This is a genomic window from Pelagibius sp. CAU 1746 (assembly GCF_039839785.1).
In the GTDB taxonomy this organism is placed as follows: Bacteria; Pseudomonadota; Alphaproteobacteria; order Kiloniellales; family Kiloniellaceae; genus Pelagibius.
In genome coordinates, this window is sequence record NZ_JBDOQT010000001.1 from 462,629 (window position 1) to 479,208 (window position 16,580).

16 protein-coding genes and 1 tRNA gene are annotated in these 16,580 nt (G+C 68.7%); 11 read left to right on the forward strand and 6 right to left on the reverse strand.

The window, feature by feature from the left end; genetic code table 11:
- Positions 1-50: 50 nt before the first annotated feature.
- The 6 genes from AAFN88_RS02095 to AAFN88_RS02120 all read right to left on the reverse strand — a co-directional run bounded on the left by AAFN88_RS02095 (position 51) and on the right by AAFN88_RS02120 (position 5,535).
- Positions 51-1,790 carry an EAL domain-containing protein gene (locus tag AAFN88_RS02095; RefSeq protein ID WP_347517848.1) on the reverse strand — a complete coding sequence of 580 codons (1,740 nt, stop codon included), beginning with the start codon at positions 1,788-1,790 and terminating at the stop codon, positions 51-53.
- Between the two features lie 260 nt (positions 1,791-2,050).
- Positions 2,051-2,827, reverse strand: a complete 777-nt coding sequence (locus AAFN88_RS02100) for a metallophosphoesterase (protein WP_347517849.1) — start codon at positions 2,825-2,827, stop codon at positions 2,051-2,053.
- 262 nt (positions 2,828-3,089) lie between these two features.
- Positions 3,090-3,449 carry a cytochrome c gene (locus AAFN88_RS02105; RefSeq protein WP_347521612.1) on the reverse strand — a complete coding sequence of 120 codons (360 nt, stop codon included), beginning with the start codon at positions 3,447-3,449 and terminating at the stop codon, positions 3,090-3,092.
- Between the two features lie 193 nt (positions 3,450-3,642).
- Positions 3,643-4,710, reverse strand: coding sequence for a tartrate dehydrogenase (locus tag AAFN88_RS02110; RefSeq protein ID WP_347517850.1), 1,068 nt, complete (start codon positions 4,708-4,710; stop codon positions 3,643-3,645).
- Between the two features lie 121 nt (positions 4,711-4,831).
- Positions 4,832-4,907, reverse strand: a tRNA-Ala gene (locus AAFN88_RS02115).
- Positions 4,908-5,151: 244 nt separating this feature from the next.
- The gene (locus AAFN88_RS02120) at positions 5,152-5,535 is read right to left on the reverse strand and encodes a TIGR02300 family protein (RefSeq protein ID WP_347517851.1); all 384 of its coding nucleotides are present in this window, start codon (positions 5,533-5,535) and stop codon (positions 5,152-5,154) included.
- 171 nt (positions 5,536-5,706) lie between these two features.
- On the opposite strand from AAFN88_RS02120, the gene aroA reads away from it, so the two are divergent.
- From aroA to AAFN88_RS02175, 11 genes are all read left to right on the forward strand, one after another.
- Positions 5,707-7,038, forward strand: coding sequence for a 3-phosphoshikimate 1-carboxyvinyltransferase (aroA, locus tag AAFN88_RS02125; RefSeq protein WP_347521614.1), 1,332 nt, complete (start codon positions 5,707-5,709; stop codon positions 7,036-7,038).
- Positions 7,039-7,048: 10 nt separating this feature from the next.
- A complete protein-coding gene (gene cmk / locus AAFN88_RS02130; protein WP_347517852.1) occupies positions 7,049-7,717 on the forward strand; it encodes a (d)CMP kinase in 669 nt (222 codons plus the stop codon).
- Between the two features lie 146 nt (positions 7,718-7,863).
- Entirely contained in the window at positions 7,864-9,594 is a 1,731-nt protein-coding gene (rpsA, locus tag AAFN88_RS02135; RefSeq protein ID WP_347517853.1) for a 30S ribosomal protein S1, read from the forward strand.
- A 417-nt stretch (positions 9,595-10,011) separates the two neighbouring features.
- Positions 10,012-10,320 carry an integration host factor subunit beta gene (gene ihfB / locus AAFN88_RS02140; RefSeq protein ID WP_347521616.1) on the forward strand — a complete coding sequence of 103 codons (309 nt, stop codon included), beginning with the start codon at positions 10,012-10,014 and terminating at the stop codon, positions 10,318-10,320.
- A 105-nt stretch (positions 10,321-10,425) separates the two neighbouring features.
- The gene (locus AAFN88_RS02145; protein ID WP_347517854.1) at positions 10,426-10,797 is read left to right on the forward strand and encodes a LapA family protein; all 372 of its coding nucleotides are present in this window, start codon (positions 10,426-10,428) and stop codon (positions 10,795-10,797) included.
- 7 nt (positions 10,798-10,804) lie between these two features.
- On the forward strand, positions 10,805-11,740 hold the full coding sequence (locus AAFN88_RS02150; RefSeq protein ID WP_347517855.1) for an ornithine cyclodeaminase family protein: 936 nt from the start codon (positions 10,805-10,807) through the stop codon (positions 11,738-11,740).
- Between the two features lie 254 nt (positions 11,741-11,994).
- Positions 11,995-13,113 (forward strand): FAD-dependent oxidoreductase, encoded by a 1,119-nt coding sequence (locus AAFN88_RS02155; RefSeq protein WP_347517856.1) that lies wholly within the window; start codon positions 11,995-11,997, stop codon positions 13,111-13,113.
- 34 nt (positions 13,114-13,147) lie between these two features.
- Positions 13,148-13,885, forward strand: a complete 738-nt coding sequence (gene pyrF, locus AAFN88_RS02160; RefSeq protein WP_347517857.1) for an orotidine-5'-phosphate decarboxylase — start codon at positions 13,148-13,150, stop codon at positions 13,883-13,885.
- 21 nt (positions 13,886-13,906) lie between these two features.
- The gene (locus AAFN88_RS02165) at positions 13,907-14,803 is read left to right on the forward strand and encodes a hypothetical protein (RefSeq protein WP_347517858.1); all 897 of its coding nucleotides are present in this window, start codon (positions 13,907-13,909) and stop codon (positions 14,801-14,803) included.
- Positions 14,804-14,900: 97 nt separating this feature from the next.
- Positions 14,901-15,764 (forward strand): hypothetical protein, encoded by an 864-nt coding sequence (locus tag AAFN88_RS02170; protein ID WP_347517859.1) that lies wholly within the window; start codon positions 14,901-14,903, stop codon positions 15,762-15,764.
- A complete protein-coding gene (locus AAFN88_RS02175; RefSeq protein WP_347517860.1) occupies positions 15,761-16,543 on the forward strand; it encodes a hypothetical protein in 783 nt (260 codons plus the stop codon). Before AAFN88_RS02170 ends, AAFN88_RS02175 begins: the two co-directional genes overlap by 4 nt.
- Positions 16,544-16,580 lie beyond the last annotated feature (37 nt).

Below are 16,580 nucleotides of genomic sequence, written 5' to 3' on the forward strand. Positions count from 1 at the left end.
GGCCGCGCCCTTCGCGAGAGGCGCCGGAGCGTCGGGAAGGGCGGCGGGAATCAGTCGCCGGAAGCCGCGCGGGCCCGCGCCGGCGGCCGCGCGAAGACCGGCTGCGGCGCCGGCTGGCCCAGCAGGTAGCCCTGGCCCAGGTGAACGCCCAGGCTGCGCAGCTTGCCGATCTGGTCGTTCAGCTCGACCATCTCGGCGATGGTCTTCACCTTGAGGTCGGCGCAGAGGTCGCAGAGATTGCGCAGCATCAGGCTGTCGCGGTCCGACGACAGCAGCCGGCGGGTATAGGTGCCGTCGATCTTCACGTAGTCGACTTCCAGCGCGCGCAGGTACTGGAACGACGCGGCACCGGCGCCGAAATCGTCCAGGCACATGGAAAAGCCCAGCTTCTTCATGGCCTGGAAAACCCGGCTGACCCGTTCCAGGTCGTGCATGCGCGAGGACTCCGTGGCCTCGAACATCAGGCGCCCGGCCAGCTTGCCGTGCTGCCCCAGCAGCGCCATGAGAGTCTCGACGAAGGTGTCGTTCTGCAGCGACAGCCCGGAGAGGTTGACCGCCAGATTGATCGGCGAGCTCTCGGCGCGCTCGGCCATGAAGGCGATGGCGCGGCGGCAGCAGGCCATGTCGAAGTCCTGGATCAGCCCCACGTCCTCGGCGAAGACGATGGTCTGGTAGGGCGACTCGCCGTGAGCGAAGCGGGTCAGGGCCTCGAAATGGGAAATCTCGCGGCTCTCCAGGTCGACGATGGGCTGAAAGGCGAAGTCGAAGCGGTTTGCGGCGACCACCGCCTTGAAGGCGGCGATGCGGTCCTGGGTCTCCATCACCTGCTCGTGGAAGGAGGCGGCCAGGTTGCCGGCGGCGAGATTGGCGGTGCCCTGGGCGGCGACCTTGTTGATGGTATAGACCAGCGCCTGGGCGGCCTCTTCGCTGGTCAGCTCTCCGGCGGAGGCGGCAACAGTGGCCTCCTCCACCGTCAGGCCGGCGCCGGTCGGGTCGAAAGCGCGGGCCAGTTCGTCGAGCTGACGGCGTATTTCGCTGCCGACCGAGGCACCGGCCGGGTGCACGAAGCCGAAGCGGTCGTCGGCGATGGCGCCCGCCGAATCGGCATCGATGGCGCCGTCGCGCAGCACGTTTCCGGCATCGGCGTAGAAGGCCTTCCAGCGCTCGCCCCCCAGACGCTCGCGGAACCCCGCGGCGCCGACGAACTCGATGAAGGTGATCTCGACATCCTGGCCGGCAGCCCGCGCCGCCTCCAGGGTCTCCACCGCCGCCTCTTCGAAGGCGGCGCGGTCCAGCAGCCCGTTGTCGCTGCGCTGCGCCGTGGCGCGGGCGGCCTTGGCCTGGGCGATGTTGGCCACGGTGACGGTACAGTAGATGACGTCTTCATGGTCGGGGATGCGGCAGGCGCTGAACACCACTTTCATGGTCTCCGGCAGGCGGCGGCCGCCGCCCGTCGCGCGCCCGGAGCTCGCCTGGACCGGGCGCACCGAAACCAGGACCGGGCCGCAGCGCTTACCGGGAGCCAGATTGCCGATCTTGGCGACCAGCAGCGGGCGGTCCTCCTCGACGAAGAGGTCGAGCCAACCCTGGCCGACGACCTCCTGCGGCGACCCGCCGAGAAGCTGGTTGGTGGCGCCCACGGCATAGCGGATCAGGCTGTCGTCTCCGACTTCCAGCAGCAGATCGGAACTGGCGAAGGCAAAGGCGAGGAAGCGGTCGCGCTGCTCGCGAAGCTGCTCGGCCTCGCTGAGAACGAGCTCGACGTTCCGGTTTTCCTTGGCCTGCACCATCAGTGCCTTTCCCCGTCCGGCCGCGTGGCCGGCCTCGCTGCCGCAGAGGGCCCCCCAGAGGATCGACCCCCAGAGGATCGGTCCCCAGGGAATCGGTCCCGGCAAAATCGCTGGACCGGAGGATCGTCAGGGATCTTCAAGGCGCTCTAACTGGGTTTCCGGCGTAATTCTAAGTCCCAAACCCTTAGGGCTTGCTTAAAAAGCCGGCCTCTTCCACGCCTGCGCCAGGGGCGCAAATAATAATCAAGCATCTGAATCTACTAGTCTTTATCTTGCGCGGAAATAAAGCGCAGCCGATCGTCCCGCAGCTCGACTGCGCTCAGCCGGCCGCTGTCGAAGACGCCGCTGTCGACGCCGATGCGGTGGGGCAGGGCGGTGGGCCCCTCCGGCGTGTGGCCATGGACCACGGTCACGGGATGCGGCCAGTCGTGGCCGCCGAGAAAGGGCTCGCGGATCCACAGCAGATCCTGCTCCTCCTGCGCCTCCAGCGAACGCCCGGGGTTGAGCCCGGCGTGGACGAAGAGGTAGTCGCCGATGCGATGGCGCAGCGCCAGCCCGCGCAGGAAATCCAGGCGAACCTCGCCCAGGCTCTCGCGAAGCGCGGCGGACAGTTCCTCCGGCCGCTCGATGTGCGCCTGCGGCGCCAGGGTCTTCAGGGTCTCGGCACCGCCGAAGCGCCACCAGTTGAGCAGTCGCGCCAGGCTCACGTCTTTCCCGCTGGCGGCCTCGATCAGGTAGACCTCGTGGTTGCCGAGCAGGCGGATTTCCTCCACCCCCGGCCGGCCGAGGCCCGCGGCCACCAGGTCCAGGGTTTCCAGCGGCTGCCAGCCGCGGTCGACGTAGTCGCCGAGCCACACCACGCTGACCGCCGCCTGCCCGATCAGCTCGCGGGCGATGATCTCGGAGATGCACTCCTGCAGGCAGCGCAGGTGGTCGGCGTGGGCGTGCACATCGCCGATGGCGAAGACCGCGTGGCCGGGCGGCAGGACGCGCGGGGCGGTCTGCCAGGAAGTTGTTTCGGCGACGATGCGCGGCATGGAGTCTCCTCGGGAGGGCGCGGCGCCGGGAAGTTTAGGCGCGCGCCGGGCCCGATCAAAGCCCCGGCGTCCCGGCCGCGCCGCGAGTTGGGTTGGAGGGCCGCGAGTTGGGTTGGAAGGCCGCGAGTTGGGTTGGAAGGCCGCGAGTTGGGTTGGAAGGCCGCGAGTTGGGTTGGAAGGCCGCGAGTTGGGTTGGAAGAATGTATCTCCGCCCGTATCGGCGGCAAGACGGATCGGCGGCGGGGCGCCGCGCTCGCGCGGTCTACTGCTGCGATATCCCGTCGTGGCGGACCTGCACCTCGCGCGGCCAGCGGCTCTTGATGTAGGAGAGCACCGCCCAGATCTCGGCGTCGCTGAGGGTCCCGGCGTAGCCCGGCATGTCGCTCTGGTAGCCGCCGCCGGCCAGTGCCGCCGGCCCTTGCTTGGTGAGCGCGAAGAGCTGCGCGTCGGGGTGGTGCCAGGTGTGGCCGCTGACGTCGTGCGGGGGAGCGGGCAGGCGGCCGTCGGCCTTGCGCTGGCGCCAGTTCGGCTGGCCCTCCAGGTTGGCGCCGTGGCAGGAGGCGCAGTTCGCCGCATAGACCTGGGCGCCGAGCGCCACCTTGTCGGGGTCGCCGGGGTCCATGCCGGCCCCGCCGCCCCCCGAGCCGAAGAGACCGCCGAGAGGGTTCAGGGTATAGGCCGCAGCGGTGCCGACGGCGATCAGCACGGCCACGGCGATGACGATCACGCGGGATTTCCGCACCTCGGTCCTGCCTTCCGCTTGTCCTTGCCCGGCAAGGCTGGGGGTTCCAGCAAGGGGAAGGTCAAGACGCCGCCTAAGCCAGCGCCTTCAGCACCGCCTCGCCGCAGGCCCGGGTGTCGGCCGTGCCGCCCAGGTCGCGGGTGCGCGCGGCGGGATCCTCCAGCACCGTCTCGATGGCCGCCTCCAGCTCCTGTGCCGCCGCGCCCTCGCCCAGATGCTCCAGCATCATGGCGGCGGTCCAGACAGCGGCGATGGGGTTGGCCACGCCCTTGCCGGCGATGTCCGGGGCCGAGCCGTGCACCGGCTCGAAGAGCGAGGGGAAGTCGCGCGGCGGGTTGAGGTTGGCCGCCGGGGCGATGCCGATGGAGCCGGCCACCGCGGGCCCGAGGTCGGAGAGGATATCGCCGAACAGGTTGGAGGCCACCACCACGTCGAACCAGTCCGGGTGCTGCACGAAGTGGGCGGTCAGGATGTCGATGTGGTACTGCGCCGTCCCGATGTCCGGGTAGTTCTTGGCCATGGCGGCGAAGCGCTCGTCCCAATAGGGCATGGTGTGGACGATGCCGTTGGACTTGGTGGCCGAGGTGACGTGGCGGCGCTTGCGTTTCTTGGCCAGCTCGAAGGCGTATTCCAGGATGCGGTCGGTGCCGCGCCGGGTGAAGACCGAGAGCTGCGAGACCATCTCTTGGTCGCTGTCCTGGTAGGCGCGCCCGCCGATGTTGGAGTACTCGCCCTCCACGTTCTCGCGCACCACGATGAAGTCGATGTCTTCCGGCCCGCGCCCGGCCAGCGGCGAGGTCATGCCGCGCAGCAGGCGCACCGGGCGCACGTTGGCGTAGAGGTCCAGCTCGCGGCGCAGCGGGATCAAGAGGCCCCAGAGGGAGACGTGGTCGGCCACGCCGGGAAAGCCGACCGCGCCCAGGTAGATGGCATCGAACTCCTTCACCTGGGCGATGCCGTCCTCGGGCATCATCGCTCCGGTCTCGGCATAGCGCTCGCAGGACCAGTCGAAGTCCTGCCACTCCAGCGTGAAGCCGTGCTTGCCGGCCACCGCCTCGGCGGCGCGCTGGCCGACCGGAATGACTTCCTTGCCGATGCCGTCGCCGGGGATCACGGCGATGCGGTGCTTGCGATTGGACATGAAGGAGCTTCCCTACCTGAATTGACCGGGCTTCCGAATAGGGCAAAGGCGGGGTTTGGGCAAGGCGGCAGGCGCTGCGAAAAGCAAAACCCCCGGCCGCCGGACCGGGGGTTTTGGAAACTGGTGGAGCCGGACGGAATCGAACCGACGACCTCTACAATGCCATTGTAGCGCTCTCCCAACTGAGCTACGGCCCCATGGGAACCGCCGGCGCCCGAACCTATCGGTTAGCTGCGTCGCCCGGCGGCGTGATGCGGGAAATTAGGTATCCCGCCCGGTCAAGGCAAGGAAAAATTGCGCGCCCCGAAAGGGTTCGTTTTCCGTGCCTTTTCGGCCCCGCCGGGCCAGGGTCCGAGCCGGGGACCGGGCCTGGGCCAGGCGGGGACGCGAGTATCGGGCCGAAGCCTTACTCTTGTCCTAACGGGCCCGCCTTATCCACCGTCAGGTGTCTTCCTTGTCGTCGTCACCGACGACCACGTCGCTCATGTCGTCGTCGTCGCCCAGGTCCGAGGTATCCTCGATGAAATCCTCGTCGTCGTCGTCGCCCACGGCGGCATCCGCCTCGGCATCGTCGATGTCGAATTCGTCGTCGTCCTCGGCGTCGCTGTCCTCGTCGTCGTCACCCACCGGCGCGGCCTTGGCCTTCTTCGGCTTGGGCGCGGCCTCCGGTTTGGGCGCGGCGCGGCCGCGGCGCGACTTCAAGAGGGCTTCGGGATCGAATTCGGCGCCGCAGGACGGGCAGACGATCGGTGACTTCTGCAGGTCGTAGAACTTCGCCTGACAGCTCTGACAAATGCGCTTGGTTCCCCATTTCGGATTAGCCACCAGCGCGATCCTCCATCCAAAGGTCTTGCAGTTCACAAGCTGGGCGTGGCAATTGCCATGATCGTGCATCGCTGTCAAAAGGTAATTGACGCTCCCCGAGGGGGGACCGACGACGGCGCGCCGCGCCCGCCCCGACCGACCGCAACAAGGAAGCCCAGTTCAGTGAAACCCATGACAGCCAAGCCGAGCGACGCGCTCTCGGGCAGCCTGCGCCTGCCCGGCGACAAGTCCATTTCGCACCGGGCGCTGATGTTCGGCGGCCTGGCGGTCGGCGAGACCACCATCGACGGCCTGCTGGAGGGCGAGGACGTGCTGCGCACCGCCGAGGCGATGCGCGCCCTGGGCGCCGAGATCACCCGCGACGGCGAGGGGCGCTGGCACGTCTGGGGGCGCGGCGTGGGGGCGCTCGCCGAGCCGGAGGACGTGCTGGACATGGGCAACTCCGGCACCGGCGCGCGCCTGCTGCTGGGCATCCTGGCCAGCCATCCGCTGACCGCCGTGCTGACCGGCGACGCCTCGCTGCGCCGCCGCCCCATGGCGCGGGTCACCGAGCCGCTGTCGGCCTGCGGGGCCACCTTCATCGCCCGCGAGGGCGGGCGCCTGCCGCTGACCGTGATCGGCGCGCGCGACCCCCTGCCGCTGGACTACCGCCTGCCGGTACCCTCGGCCCAGGTGAAGTCCGCCGTGCTGCTGGCCGGCCTCAACACGCCGGGCACCACCCGGGTGGTGGAGCGCGAGGCGACCCGCGACCACAGCGAGCGCATGCTGCGCCATTTCGGGGCCGAGGTGGTGAGCCGCGAGATCGACGACGAGGGCCACCCGGCGCAGGAGATCCTGCTCACCGGTCAGCCGGAGCTGGCCGGCCGGCATGTGCTGGTGCCGGCCGACCCCTCCTCGGCGGCCTTCCCCCTGGTGGCGGCGCTGCTGCTGGAGGGATCGGAGGTGCGGCTGGAAGCCGTCGGCATGAACCCGCAGCGCAGCGGCCTCATCACCACCCTCAAGGAGATGGGCGGCGACATCACCCTGGAGAACGCCCGCGAGGAGGGCGGCGAGCCGGTCGCCGACCTGCTGGTGCGCGGCAGCCGCCTGACGGGGGTCGAGGTGCCGGCCGAGCGCGCGCCCTCGATGATCGACGAATACCCGGTGCTGGCCATGGCCGCCGCCGTGGCCGAGGGGCGCACGGTGATGCACGGCCTGGGCGAGCTGCGGGTCAAGGAGAGCGACCGCCTGGCCACCACCGCCCGCGGCCTGGCGCTGTGCGGCGTCGAGGTGGAGGAACGCCCGGAAACCCTGGTGGTCCAGGGCGCCGGCGGGCGCCCGCGCGGCGGCAACAACGAGGCCATCAAGACCGAGCTGGACCACCGCATCGCCATGAGCTTCCTGGTGCTGGGGCTGGCCGCCGAGCGCCCGGTGCAGATCGACGACATGACCCCCATCGCCACCTCCTTCCCGGATTTCACCGCGCTGATGACCGGCCTGGGGGCGGAGATCGCCGAATCATGAGCGGCTTGTCATGATCATCGCCGTCGACGGACCGGTGGCCGCCGGCAAGGGCACGCTGGCGCGCCGCCTGGCCGCCGAGCTGAACTACGCCTACCTGGACACCGGCTCCATCTACCGCGCCGTGGCGGCCCGCATCCTGGCCGCCGGCGGCGACCCGCAGGACCCGGAAACCGCCGCCGCGATGGCCCGCGACCTGACCCCCGCCGACCTGGAGCGCGACGACCTGCGCCGCGAGGACGTGGGCCAGGCGGCCTCCCAGGTGGCGGCGATCCCCGCGGTGCGCGCCGCCCTGCTGGACTTCCAGCGCGGCTTCGCCGCCCGCCCTCCGGCAGGCCCCGGCGGCGCCCGGCGCGGGGCGGTGCTGGACGGCCGCGACATCGGCACCGTGGTCTGTCCGGAGGCCGATGTGAAATTGTTCCTAACTGCTTCGGTTGAGGCCCGCGCCGAGAGGCGGCATAAAGAGTTGCTTGAACGGGGCGAGAAGAGTATATACGCCCGCGTTTTGCAGGACTTGCGCGAAAGGGATGCGCGCGACAGCGGGCGGGCGACCGCTCCCTTGAAAGCCGCGGAAGACGCGGTACGGCTTGATACGAGCGGTATGGATGCCGATCAGGCCTTCGAGTTCGCCATGGCGGAAATCGCCCGGCGGCGCGACCAGGAACGGTTTCAGGAAAACTGACGATCCCGTTGTTCAAAGGCAGGACCGAGCCTTTTCGGCCTGCTTCGAATGCCAAGCCCCGCAAGACAGACCGCCCGGGATGGTCCCGGGAAGACCGGCGGCAAACCGCCCGGCCTGGATAGTGCACGAACGAAAGGACCAACTACATGGCTGAAGCAGCCACCACCGAAACCGCCGCCAAAGAGAGCTTTGCGGCCCTGCTCGATGAATCCCTCGGCACTGAAGACGGCCTCGAAGGAAAAGTCCTTCGCGGCACCATCGTCGCGATCGATGGCGACACCGCCGTCGTCGACGTTGGCTTGAAGTCTGAAGGGCGCGTCGCCCTCAAGGAATTCGCCGAGGCCGGCCAGATGCCGGAACTCAAGGCCGGCGACGAGGTCGAGGTCTACCTGGAGCGCATGGAGAACAAGAACGGCGAGGCCATGCTGAGCCGTGAGAAGGCCAAGCGCGAGGAAGCCTGGACCCAGTTGGCCAAGGCTTTCGCCAGCAACGAGCGGGTGACCGGCACCATCTTCGGCCGCGTCAAGGGTGGCTTCACCGTGGACCTTTCCGGCGCCGTGGCCTTCCTGCCCGGCAGCCAGGTGGACATCCGTCCGGTGCGCGACGTCAGCCCGCTGATGGGCACCCCGCAGCCGTTCCAGATCCTCAAGATGGACCGTTCGCGCGGCAACATCGTGGTGTCGCGCCGCGCCGTGCTGGAGGAAACCCGCGCCGAGCAGCGTTCGGAGTTGGTGGCCAACCTGAAGGAAGGCCAGGTCCTGACCGGCGTGGTGAAGAACATCACCGACTATGGCGCCTTCGTGGACCTGGGCGGCGTCGACGGCCTGCTGCACGTCACCGACATCTCCTGGAAGCGCATCAACCACCCGACCGAGGTGCTGTCCATCGGCCAGCAGGTCCAGGTGCAGGTGATCCGCTTCAACCCGGAGACCCAGCGCATCAGCCTGGGCATGAAGCAGCTCGAGGCCGATCCCTGGGAAGGCGTTTCCGTCAAGTACCCGGTCGGCACCAAGTTCACCGGCCGCGTTACCAACATCACCGACTACGGCGCCTTCGTGGAGCTGGAGGCGGGCATCGAGGGCCTGGTCCACGTCTCCGAGATGAGCTGGACCAAGAAGAACGTCCACCCGGGCAAGATCGTCTCCACCTCCCAGGAGGTCGAGGTCATGATCCTCGACGTCGACGAGCAGAAGCGTCGCATCTCCCTGGGCCTCAAGCAGTGCGGCAACAACCCCTGGGAAGCGTTCCTCGAGAACTATCCGGTGGGCAGCGAGTTGGAAGGCGAGATCAAGAACATCACCGAGTTCGGCCTCTTCGTCGGCCTGCCCGGCGAGATCGACGGCATGGTCCACCTCTCCGATCTGGATTGGAGCCTGTCCGGCGAGGAAGCGGTCAAGGAGTACAACAAGGCCGACAACGTCAAGGTCAAGGTGCTGGACGTCGACGTCGAGAAGGAGCGCGTCAGCCTGGGCATCAAGCAGCTCGGCGAGGATCCCTTCGCCGGCTCCACGGAGAACCTGAAGAAGGGCGACGTGGTGACCTGCACGGTGCACCAGGTCACCGACAACGGCATCGAGGTGCAGATCGGCGACGGCGCCATCGGCTTCATCCGCAAGGCCGAACTGTCGCGCGACCGCAGCGAACAGAACCCGAGCCGCTTCGCCGTGGGCGAGAAGGTCGACGCGCGCATCACCGCCATCGACCCCAAGACCCGCAAGATCGCCCTGTCGATCAAGCAGCGCGAGATCGCCGAAGAGAAGGAAGCGGTGGCCGAGTACGGCTCCACCGAGTCCGGCGCCAGCCTGGGCGACATCCTGGGCGCGGCCATCTCGGAGGCCCGGGCCAAGGCCGAGAGCGAGGACAAGAAGGACGACTAAGTCCGACGAGCCTTGCACGGAGGGCGGCCGGGGCTGGAAGGTCCGGCCGTCCGCCGAGAGAGATCAGAAGAAGAACGGCCCGCCGGTTGCCCGGCGGGCCGTTTTCTTTTGCGCCGGCAAATGCGCGGGCTCCGCGAAAACGCATGGAATCCTTGCGCTTCCGGTGATTTTCCGATCCTCCGCATTCATCGAAAAAACGTTTGTTCTGAAAGACTTACCCTTGACGCCCGACCGTTCCTCTGGCAACGTTTCCCCCACTTGCGGTCCGGGCATTGCTCCGGAAGCGGCAAGGGCAGCGCGATACGACCGCGGCAGGGGAAAACAAAAGTACAAGATTTCCCGCCGAAACCCAGTTGATAAACGGCGGCGGATCGTGTCCTGCGGGAGGTGAAACGGGATGGGGACGCCGGCCACGTCGTGGATCGGCAGGGGAACGATGTCGCTATGACGAAATCCGAACTGATTCAGCATATCGCGGATATGAATCCGCACCTCTACCATCGTGACGTGGAACGTATCGTCACCACGATCTTCGACGAGATCAGCGAAGCGCTCTCCCGGGGAGACAGGGTCGAACTGCGTGGTTTCGGCGCCTTCTCGGTGAAGCGGCGCGAGGCCCGGGTCGGCCGCAACCCGCGCACGGGCACCGCCGTACACGTCTCGGAAAAGCACGTCCCCTTCTTCAAGACCGGCAAGCAGCTGCGCGAACGCCTGAACAACCGCTGAGTCCGGGCGGACCGTTTCTCCGCCGGAATCGGAATTGCTTCAATCTGACCGTGGAAGGCTCTAGAGTCGGACTCTCGGCCCTGAACCCAAACCACAGTTGCGCTCGTGCATTACATCTACCTGATCGTCACCGTCCTGTTCCTGATCGTCTTCGCGACCTTCACCTCGGCGAACCTGCAGGGCGTGACCATCGACTTCTGGCCCTTCGAGTACCAGATCAACGCGCCCTTCGCCCTGGTGGCCCTGGGCTGCCTGCTGGCCGGCTTCCTGGTCGGCGCCTTCCTCATGTGGCTGCGCTTCGGCGCCGCCCGCGCCCGCGCCCGCCGGGCCCAGCAACGCGCCGCCATCCTGGAGCGGGAACTGGTTGAGCTGAAACGGTCCGCCGCCGCGGGCCCGCGGCCCGCGGGCCCGGCGGCGGAAGGCGGCGCGCCGCGGCTCGCGGCGCCCGGCATCAAAGCGGTCTCCGGCGGGAACTAGCTTCCCCATGCGCGTCATCGCCGCTTCGGAGATCGAGGCCGCGCTGGACTACCCCAGTCTTGTCGAACGCCTGCGCCAGGCCTTCCGCCGCGACGTCGAGGCGCCGCCACGCCATCACCACGACATCGAGGTGGCGGGCCGCACGCCCGCGACCCTGCTGCTCATGCCGGCCTGGCAGGCCGGCCGCCACATCGGCGTGAAGATGGTCACGGTCTTCCCCGACAACGGCGAACGCTCGCTGCCGGCGGTCATGGGCATCTACGTCTTGCTGGACGGCAAGACCGGGGCGCCCTTGGCGCTGATCGACGGGCCCAAGCTGACCGTCAAGCGCACCGCCGGCGCCTCCGCGCTGGCCTCCAGCTATCTCTCGCGCCCGGATTCGGAGCGCCTGCTGATGATCGGCACCGGCGCCTTGGCGCCTCAGCTCATTCTCGCCCATGCCGCCGTCAGGCCGATCTGCAACGTCCTGATCTGGGGGCGCGATCCGAAGAAGGCGGCGAAACTGGCCAAGCGCATGAACCGCCGCGACTTCCGCGTCGATTGGACCGCCGACCTGGAGGCCGCGGTGCGCGGCGCCCACGTCATCTCCTGCGCCACCCTGTCGAAGCAGCCGCTGGTCCTCGGCGACTGGCTGCAGCCCGGCACCCACGTCGACCTGGTGGGGGCGTTCCGTCCGGACATGCGCGAGAGCGACGACGAGACCCTGCGCCGCGCCCGTGTCTTCGTCGACACCCGGGCCGGCGCCACCACGGAGGGCGGCGACATCGTGCAGGCGGTGGCCTCCGGTGCCCTGGCCCTCGACGACATCGCCGGCGACCTTCCGGAACTGACGCGCGGCGAGCGCAGTGGCAGGCGCTACTACGATCAGATCACGCTTTTCAAGTCGGTGGGCAGCGCGATCGAGGATCTGGCCGCCGCGCAGCTCGTCTACGAGCGCGCCTGACACAAGGGCGTGGCATCGCGGCGCCGGGGCCTGTCGGCCGTCTCGGTGCGAAATCACGCCGGATCTAACCGGCCAAGGCCCCGCATTCGAGCCCTCGGCGAACCGCCGGCCGGCGGCCGGCCCGACCAGGTGGCGGCTCGGCGCATGGCTGCCGCCGACTTCCGGCACTGGATTTCGGGCCGCCCCGGCGCTATGCAGGATCCGGCGCCGCCCGGCCGGGCCCGCCGGCGCCGGGTCAGAAAGGTGCAGAGCCAATGAAAATCATCATCATCGGGGGCGGTATCGTCGGCCTGTCGACGGCCTGGGCCCTGGCGCGCGGCGGCCACGAGGCGCTGCTGTTCGAGCAGGGGCCGCTGCCTCACGACGGCGGCGCCTCCTACGACCAGCACCGCCTGATCCGGCTGCCCTACGCCGACCAGATCGGCTATTGCGCCATGGTCGTCGACGCGCTGAAGGCCTGGCGGCGGATGTGGGACGACCTGGGCGAATCCCACTACGCCGAGGTCGGCAGCCTGGCCCTGTCGAGCGAGGAGGGCGACTGGGCCGACCTGTCGCGCCAGACCCTCGACCACCTGAGCCTCGACTACGCCACCCTGGACAAGAAGCAGATCGAGGCGCTCTGCCCCTTCATGGAGGTGCCGGACAACGTCTGGGGCCTGCACAACGAGACCGGCGGCCTGCTGTTCGCGTCCCGCATCGTCGAGGCGCTGATCCGCGACCTGGGCCGCCGCGGAGTGATGCTGCGCGACGAAACCCGCATCGTCGGCGTCGATCCGGCGGCCGGCGCGGTCACTCTGGAAAACGGCAAGCGCGAAAGCGCCGATGCCATCGTCGTGGCCGCCGGCGCCTGGACCGCCAAGCTCTTCCCTGAACTGAAGCGCCGCGCCGTGCCGCACCGCCAGGTGGTCGCCTATATGGATCCGCCCGAGGCCTACGCCGAGGCCTGGAACAGGGCGCCGGTCATGGTGCATCTGTTGAACGACGTGGACATCTACGCGGCACCGCCGGCCGGCGGCACCGAACTGAAATTCGGTTGCGGCCAGCACCGCCGGCCGGGCGATCCCGACAAGCTCGACCCCCTGGGCGACGGCGAAGCCGCTGAAGTCGCCGGCGCCTTCCGGCCGCTGCTGCGCGACTTCGACGACTACAAGGTGCTGCGCGGCCAGGTCTGCCCCTACGCCATCGCGCCGGACGAGCGCTTCGTGACCGAGAGCAACGGTCCAGTGCTGCTGATCGGCGGCTGCACCGGCCATATGTTCAAGTTCGGCGCCCTGATGGGCGAGCAACTGGCGCGCACCGCCACCGGCGAGACCGCCTTCAAGGACTTCAAGCTCTGGGCCGAGGGCCGCCACCAGAGCCTGACCCGCGATTGAGACACAGCCGGACAAGCAAAGGAGCACGTGCCGCATGAGCAGAGACCTGAAACCCCATGAGCGCATCTTCGTCGGCCTCGACACGCCGGACATCGACAAGGCCGCCCACCTGGCCAAGACCCTGGTCGGCAGCGTCGGCGGGGTGAAGATCGGCAAGGAGCTGTTCACCGCGCAGGGGCCCGACGGAGTGCGCATGGCCGCGGGCGGGGCGCCGCTGTTCCTGGACCTGAAGTTCCACGACATCCCCAACACCGTGGCCGGCGCCGTCCGCGCCGCCGTGCACCTGCGCCCCAAGATCGTCAACGTCCACGCCTCCGGCGGGCGCGCCATGATGAGCGCGGCGGCCGAGGCGGCGCGCGAGGCGGCCGAAGACCTGGGCGTCGAGCGGCCCCAGGTGATCGGCGTCACCGTGCTGACCAGCCTGGACGCCAAGGACCTGGAGGAGGTCGGCCAGATGGGCCCGCCCGAGGCCCAGGTCGAACGCCTCGCCCGCCTGGCCCAGAACAGCGGCCTGGACGGCGTCGTCTGCTCGCCGCGCGAGATCGCCCTGCTGCGCCAGGTCTGCGGGCCGGACTTCCTGCTGGTGGTGCCGGGTATCCGTCCCACCTGGGCGGCGGCGGGCGACCAGAAACGCATCATGACGCCCGAAGATGCGGTGGCCGCCGGCGCCGACTATATCGTCATCGGCCGGCCGATCGCCGCCGCCGAGGACCCCCTGGCCGCGGCTCGGCGCATCGCCGCCGACCTGGACGCGGCCGCGGTCGATGCCTGAGCCTGGCGGCGGGACGACGGCGTGACCAGCGAAGACCGGGCACACCCGGGCGGCCCGCCCGAGGGGCCGATCGCCACCGTGGTGATCTGGGAGACCCTGATCGCCGCCTTCGCCGTCACCTTCCGCGACCCCGCGCTGCTGCTGCGGGCCGCCCTGGGCGGTCTGCTGCTGCTCGCCGCGGCGAACGTCATCGCCCTCTTCCTGCCGACCGGTCCCTTCGGATTGCTGCTGGCGATAGCGGCACCGCTCGTCGCCTACACCCACTTCGGCGTGAACTGGTACCGGGTGATCCTGCAGGGGCCGCAAGGCGTGGTGAGGCCGACCCTCGGCTGGGACCGGCGCCACTGGCTGTTTCTCGGCGCCGGCCTGGCGCTGGGCGGGGGTCTGACGGCACTGGGGGCGGCTCTGACCAAGATCGCGCCTCTGCCCCCTGCGCTGGCCATCATCCTGCTGCTCTACGTCGGCACCCGCTTTGCCTTCCTCTTCCCGGCCATCGCGGTGGCGGAGCCTTACGGCCCCGGCTACGCCTGGCGTCACTCCCAGGGCCAGGGCGGGCGGCTGACCGTGCTGCTGCTGCTCGCCGGGCTGCCGCTGATGCTGGCCGTCACGATGATCGTCAGCCTGCTGTTCGTGGCGCTGCTCGGTGTCTCCCTCTATGATATGGCGGCGCTACAGGCCGGCGCGGCGGGCGCCCCCGAAGCCCGCGTCAGCGAGATCAGGGGCCCGGGCGAGGATCTCGCGGTTTCACCGCTGGCGACTCTGTCGGTAAAGATGACCGCCGAGGCCCTGACCATGGGCGTACTGGCGGTGCTCTACAGCATCGTCGCCCTGGCTTTCCGCACCTGCACCGGCTGGGTGCCGGCGGCGCGCCCGCCCGTGCCGTCCGACGATGCCGGGGACGACAGCTCCTCGTCCTGAGGCTGCCTCGCCGGATCGTCGCCCTTTCGCTTGGTTGAGTTCCGGGCCGCCTGCTATCGTTATGGTTGATACCACTTTGCGGAGAGGCAGAAGGCAGATGTCCCAGGCGGGTTCGACGGCGAAAAAACGGCAGATCAGCTTCTGGACGGCGATCAGCGCCGCGCATGAGGGTGTTTTCGGCAGCTTCAGGCAGTTCGCCGGGTTGGCCGCGATTCCCTTCGCGCTCTCGCTCGCCATCGGGGTTCTGAAGATCCCCAGCGGACTCTTCATTCCAGCCAGCGATCTCATCTTCATCGCCCTCGACCTGCTGCCCTTTGCGATTCTCGGCGTCGCCTTGAACCGCGCGCTGCTCGGCGAGGAGGCCTTGGGCCTGCTGTCGCATCGGCTGCTCGGGCGCCGAACTTTTTCGTATCTCGGTTACACCCTGCTGATGCTGCTTGTCGTGGTGATCCCTATCATCCTTCTCGTGCTGGTTTCGTCCGGCATCTCCGCCGCCGGTTACGGCAGCGGTTTGGGCACAAGCCTGGGCAACGGATTCCTGCTGCTCGGTATCGCCCTCTTCCTCCTCGCGCTGTACGTCGTCGCACGCCTCAGTCTCGTGTTCCCGGCGCTCTCGATTGACCGGCGTCTCGGCCTCGCCGGCTCCTGGCGCCTTTCCCGGGGCGTCGGCCTGAAACTCCTTGGCGTCATTCTCGCCGTGCTCTTCTTCATGGTGCTCACCGGCATTGTCGGCGGGCTCGTTCTTCGCAGCGACATCAACATCAACATCGGCGGCACCGTAGAGATCATTCCGGGCGCCAGCGTGATGGACACAATCCTGGCGAGCCTGCCGAGCCTGACATGGAGCATCGTGGTCTCCTATGCCGGCTGCGGCCTGATCGTCGCCGCTTATGCCTCCGCCTACACCCAGCTCAGCGGCTGGGGCGGCCCGCGCGAGGAAATCCTCGAGCGCTTCGAATGAGCACTCAGGGACCGCCGCCCGCACCGGTCGCGCAGCTTCAGCTCTGGCCGACGGTCGTCGAGGGCCTCGGCCTGGTGGCCGGCAACCTGGGCGCCATGGCCAAGCTCGCGCTCTGGCCGCTGCTGCTCAGCATGGCGGCCGACTTCGCGCTGGCGGCGACCTTCTGGGGAACGCCGTTCTACGACGCAGTGAGACTGCTTTGCCTGAACCTCATCTGGGTGCTCTTCGCCGTCGGCTGGCTGCGGCTGCTGCTATTGGGCGAACGCAAAGCCGTCCGCGCCTTTCCTCCCTTGACGCCGGATTACCGGCGCTTCGCCCTCTACACGCTCGTCATCGCCCTCTTCGACCTGGCGCTGCAATTCGGGCGCGGCTATCTGGAAGAGGCACCCGATAGCCTTGCCGCACCGGGGCTCGAGTACTGGGCGGCCTTCCTCGCAATCGCTTTCGTGAAGCTGCGCTTTTCCTTCGTCTATCCGGCAGTGGCCGCCGGCGAGTCCTACAGCCTGACGCTTGCCTGGCGCCACAGCTCCGGATCGGGCTTGGCGCTGTTCGGCGCCCAGTTCGTTGTCGTCTTCATTCCGCTCATCCTGCTGAGCACCCTCGCCCACGCCCTGGCGGTCATCCCTCATACTTTTGTCCAGGCCTTCATCTGGATCGGCTTCTACGTCGTGACCTGGCCGCTGGAGGCCGCCTACCTGGCCATCGTCGCCGTCGCTTTCCGCCGCTGCACCGGCTGGGTGCCGCCGCCCGACAAGGCCATCGTGGAGCGTTTCGACTGACCCGGTTGACTCCGCGCGCCCGAGCGGCGCTAATCCC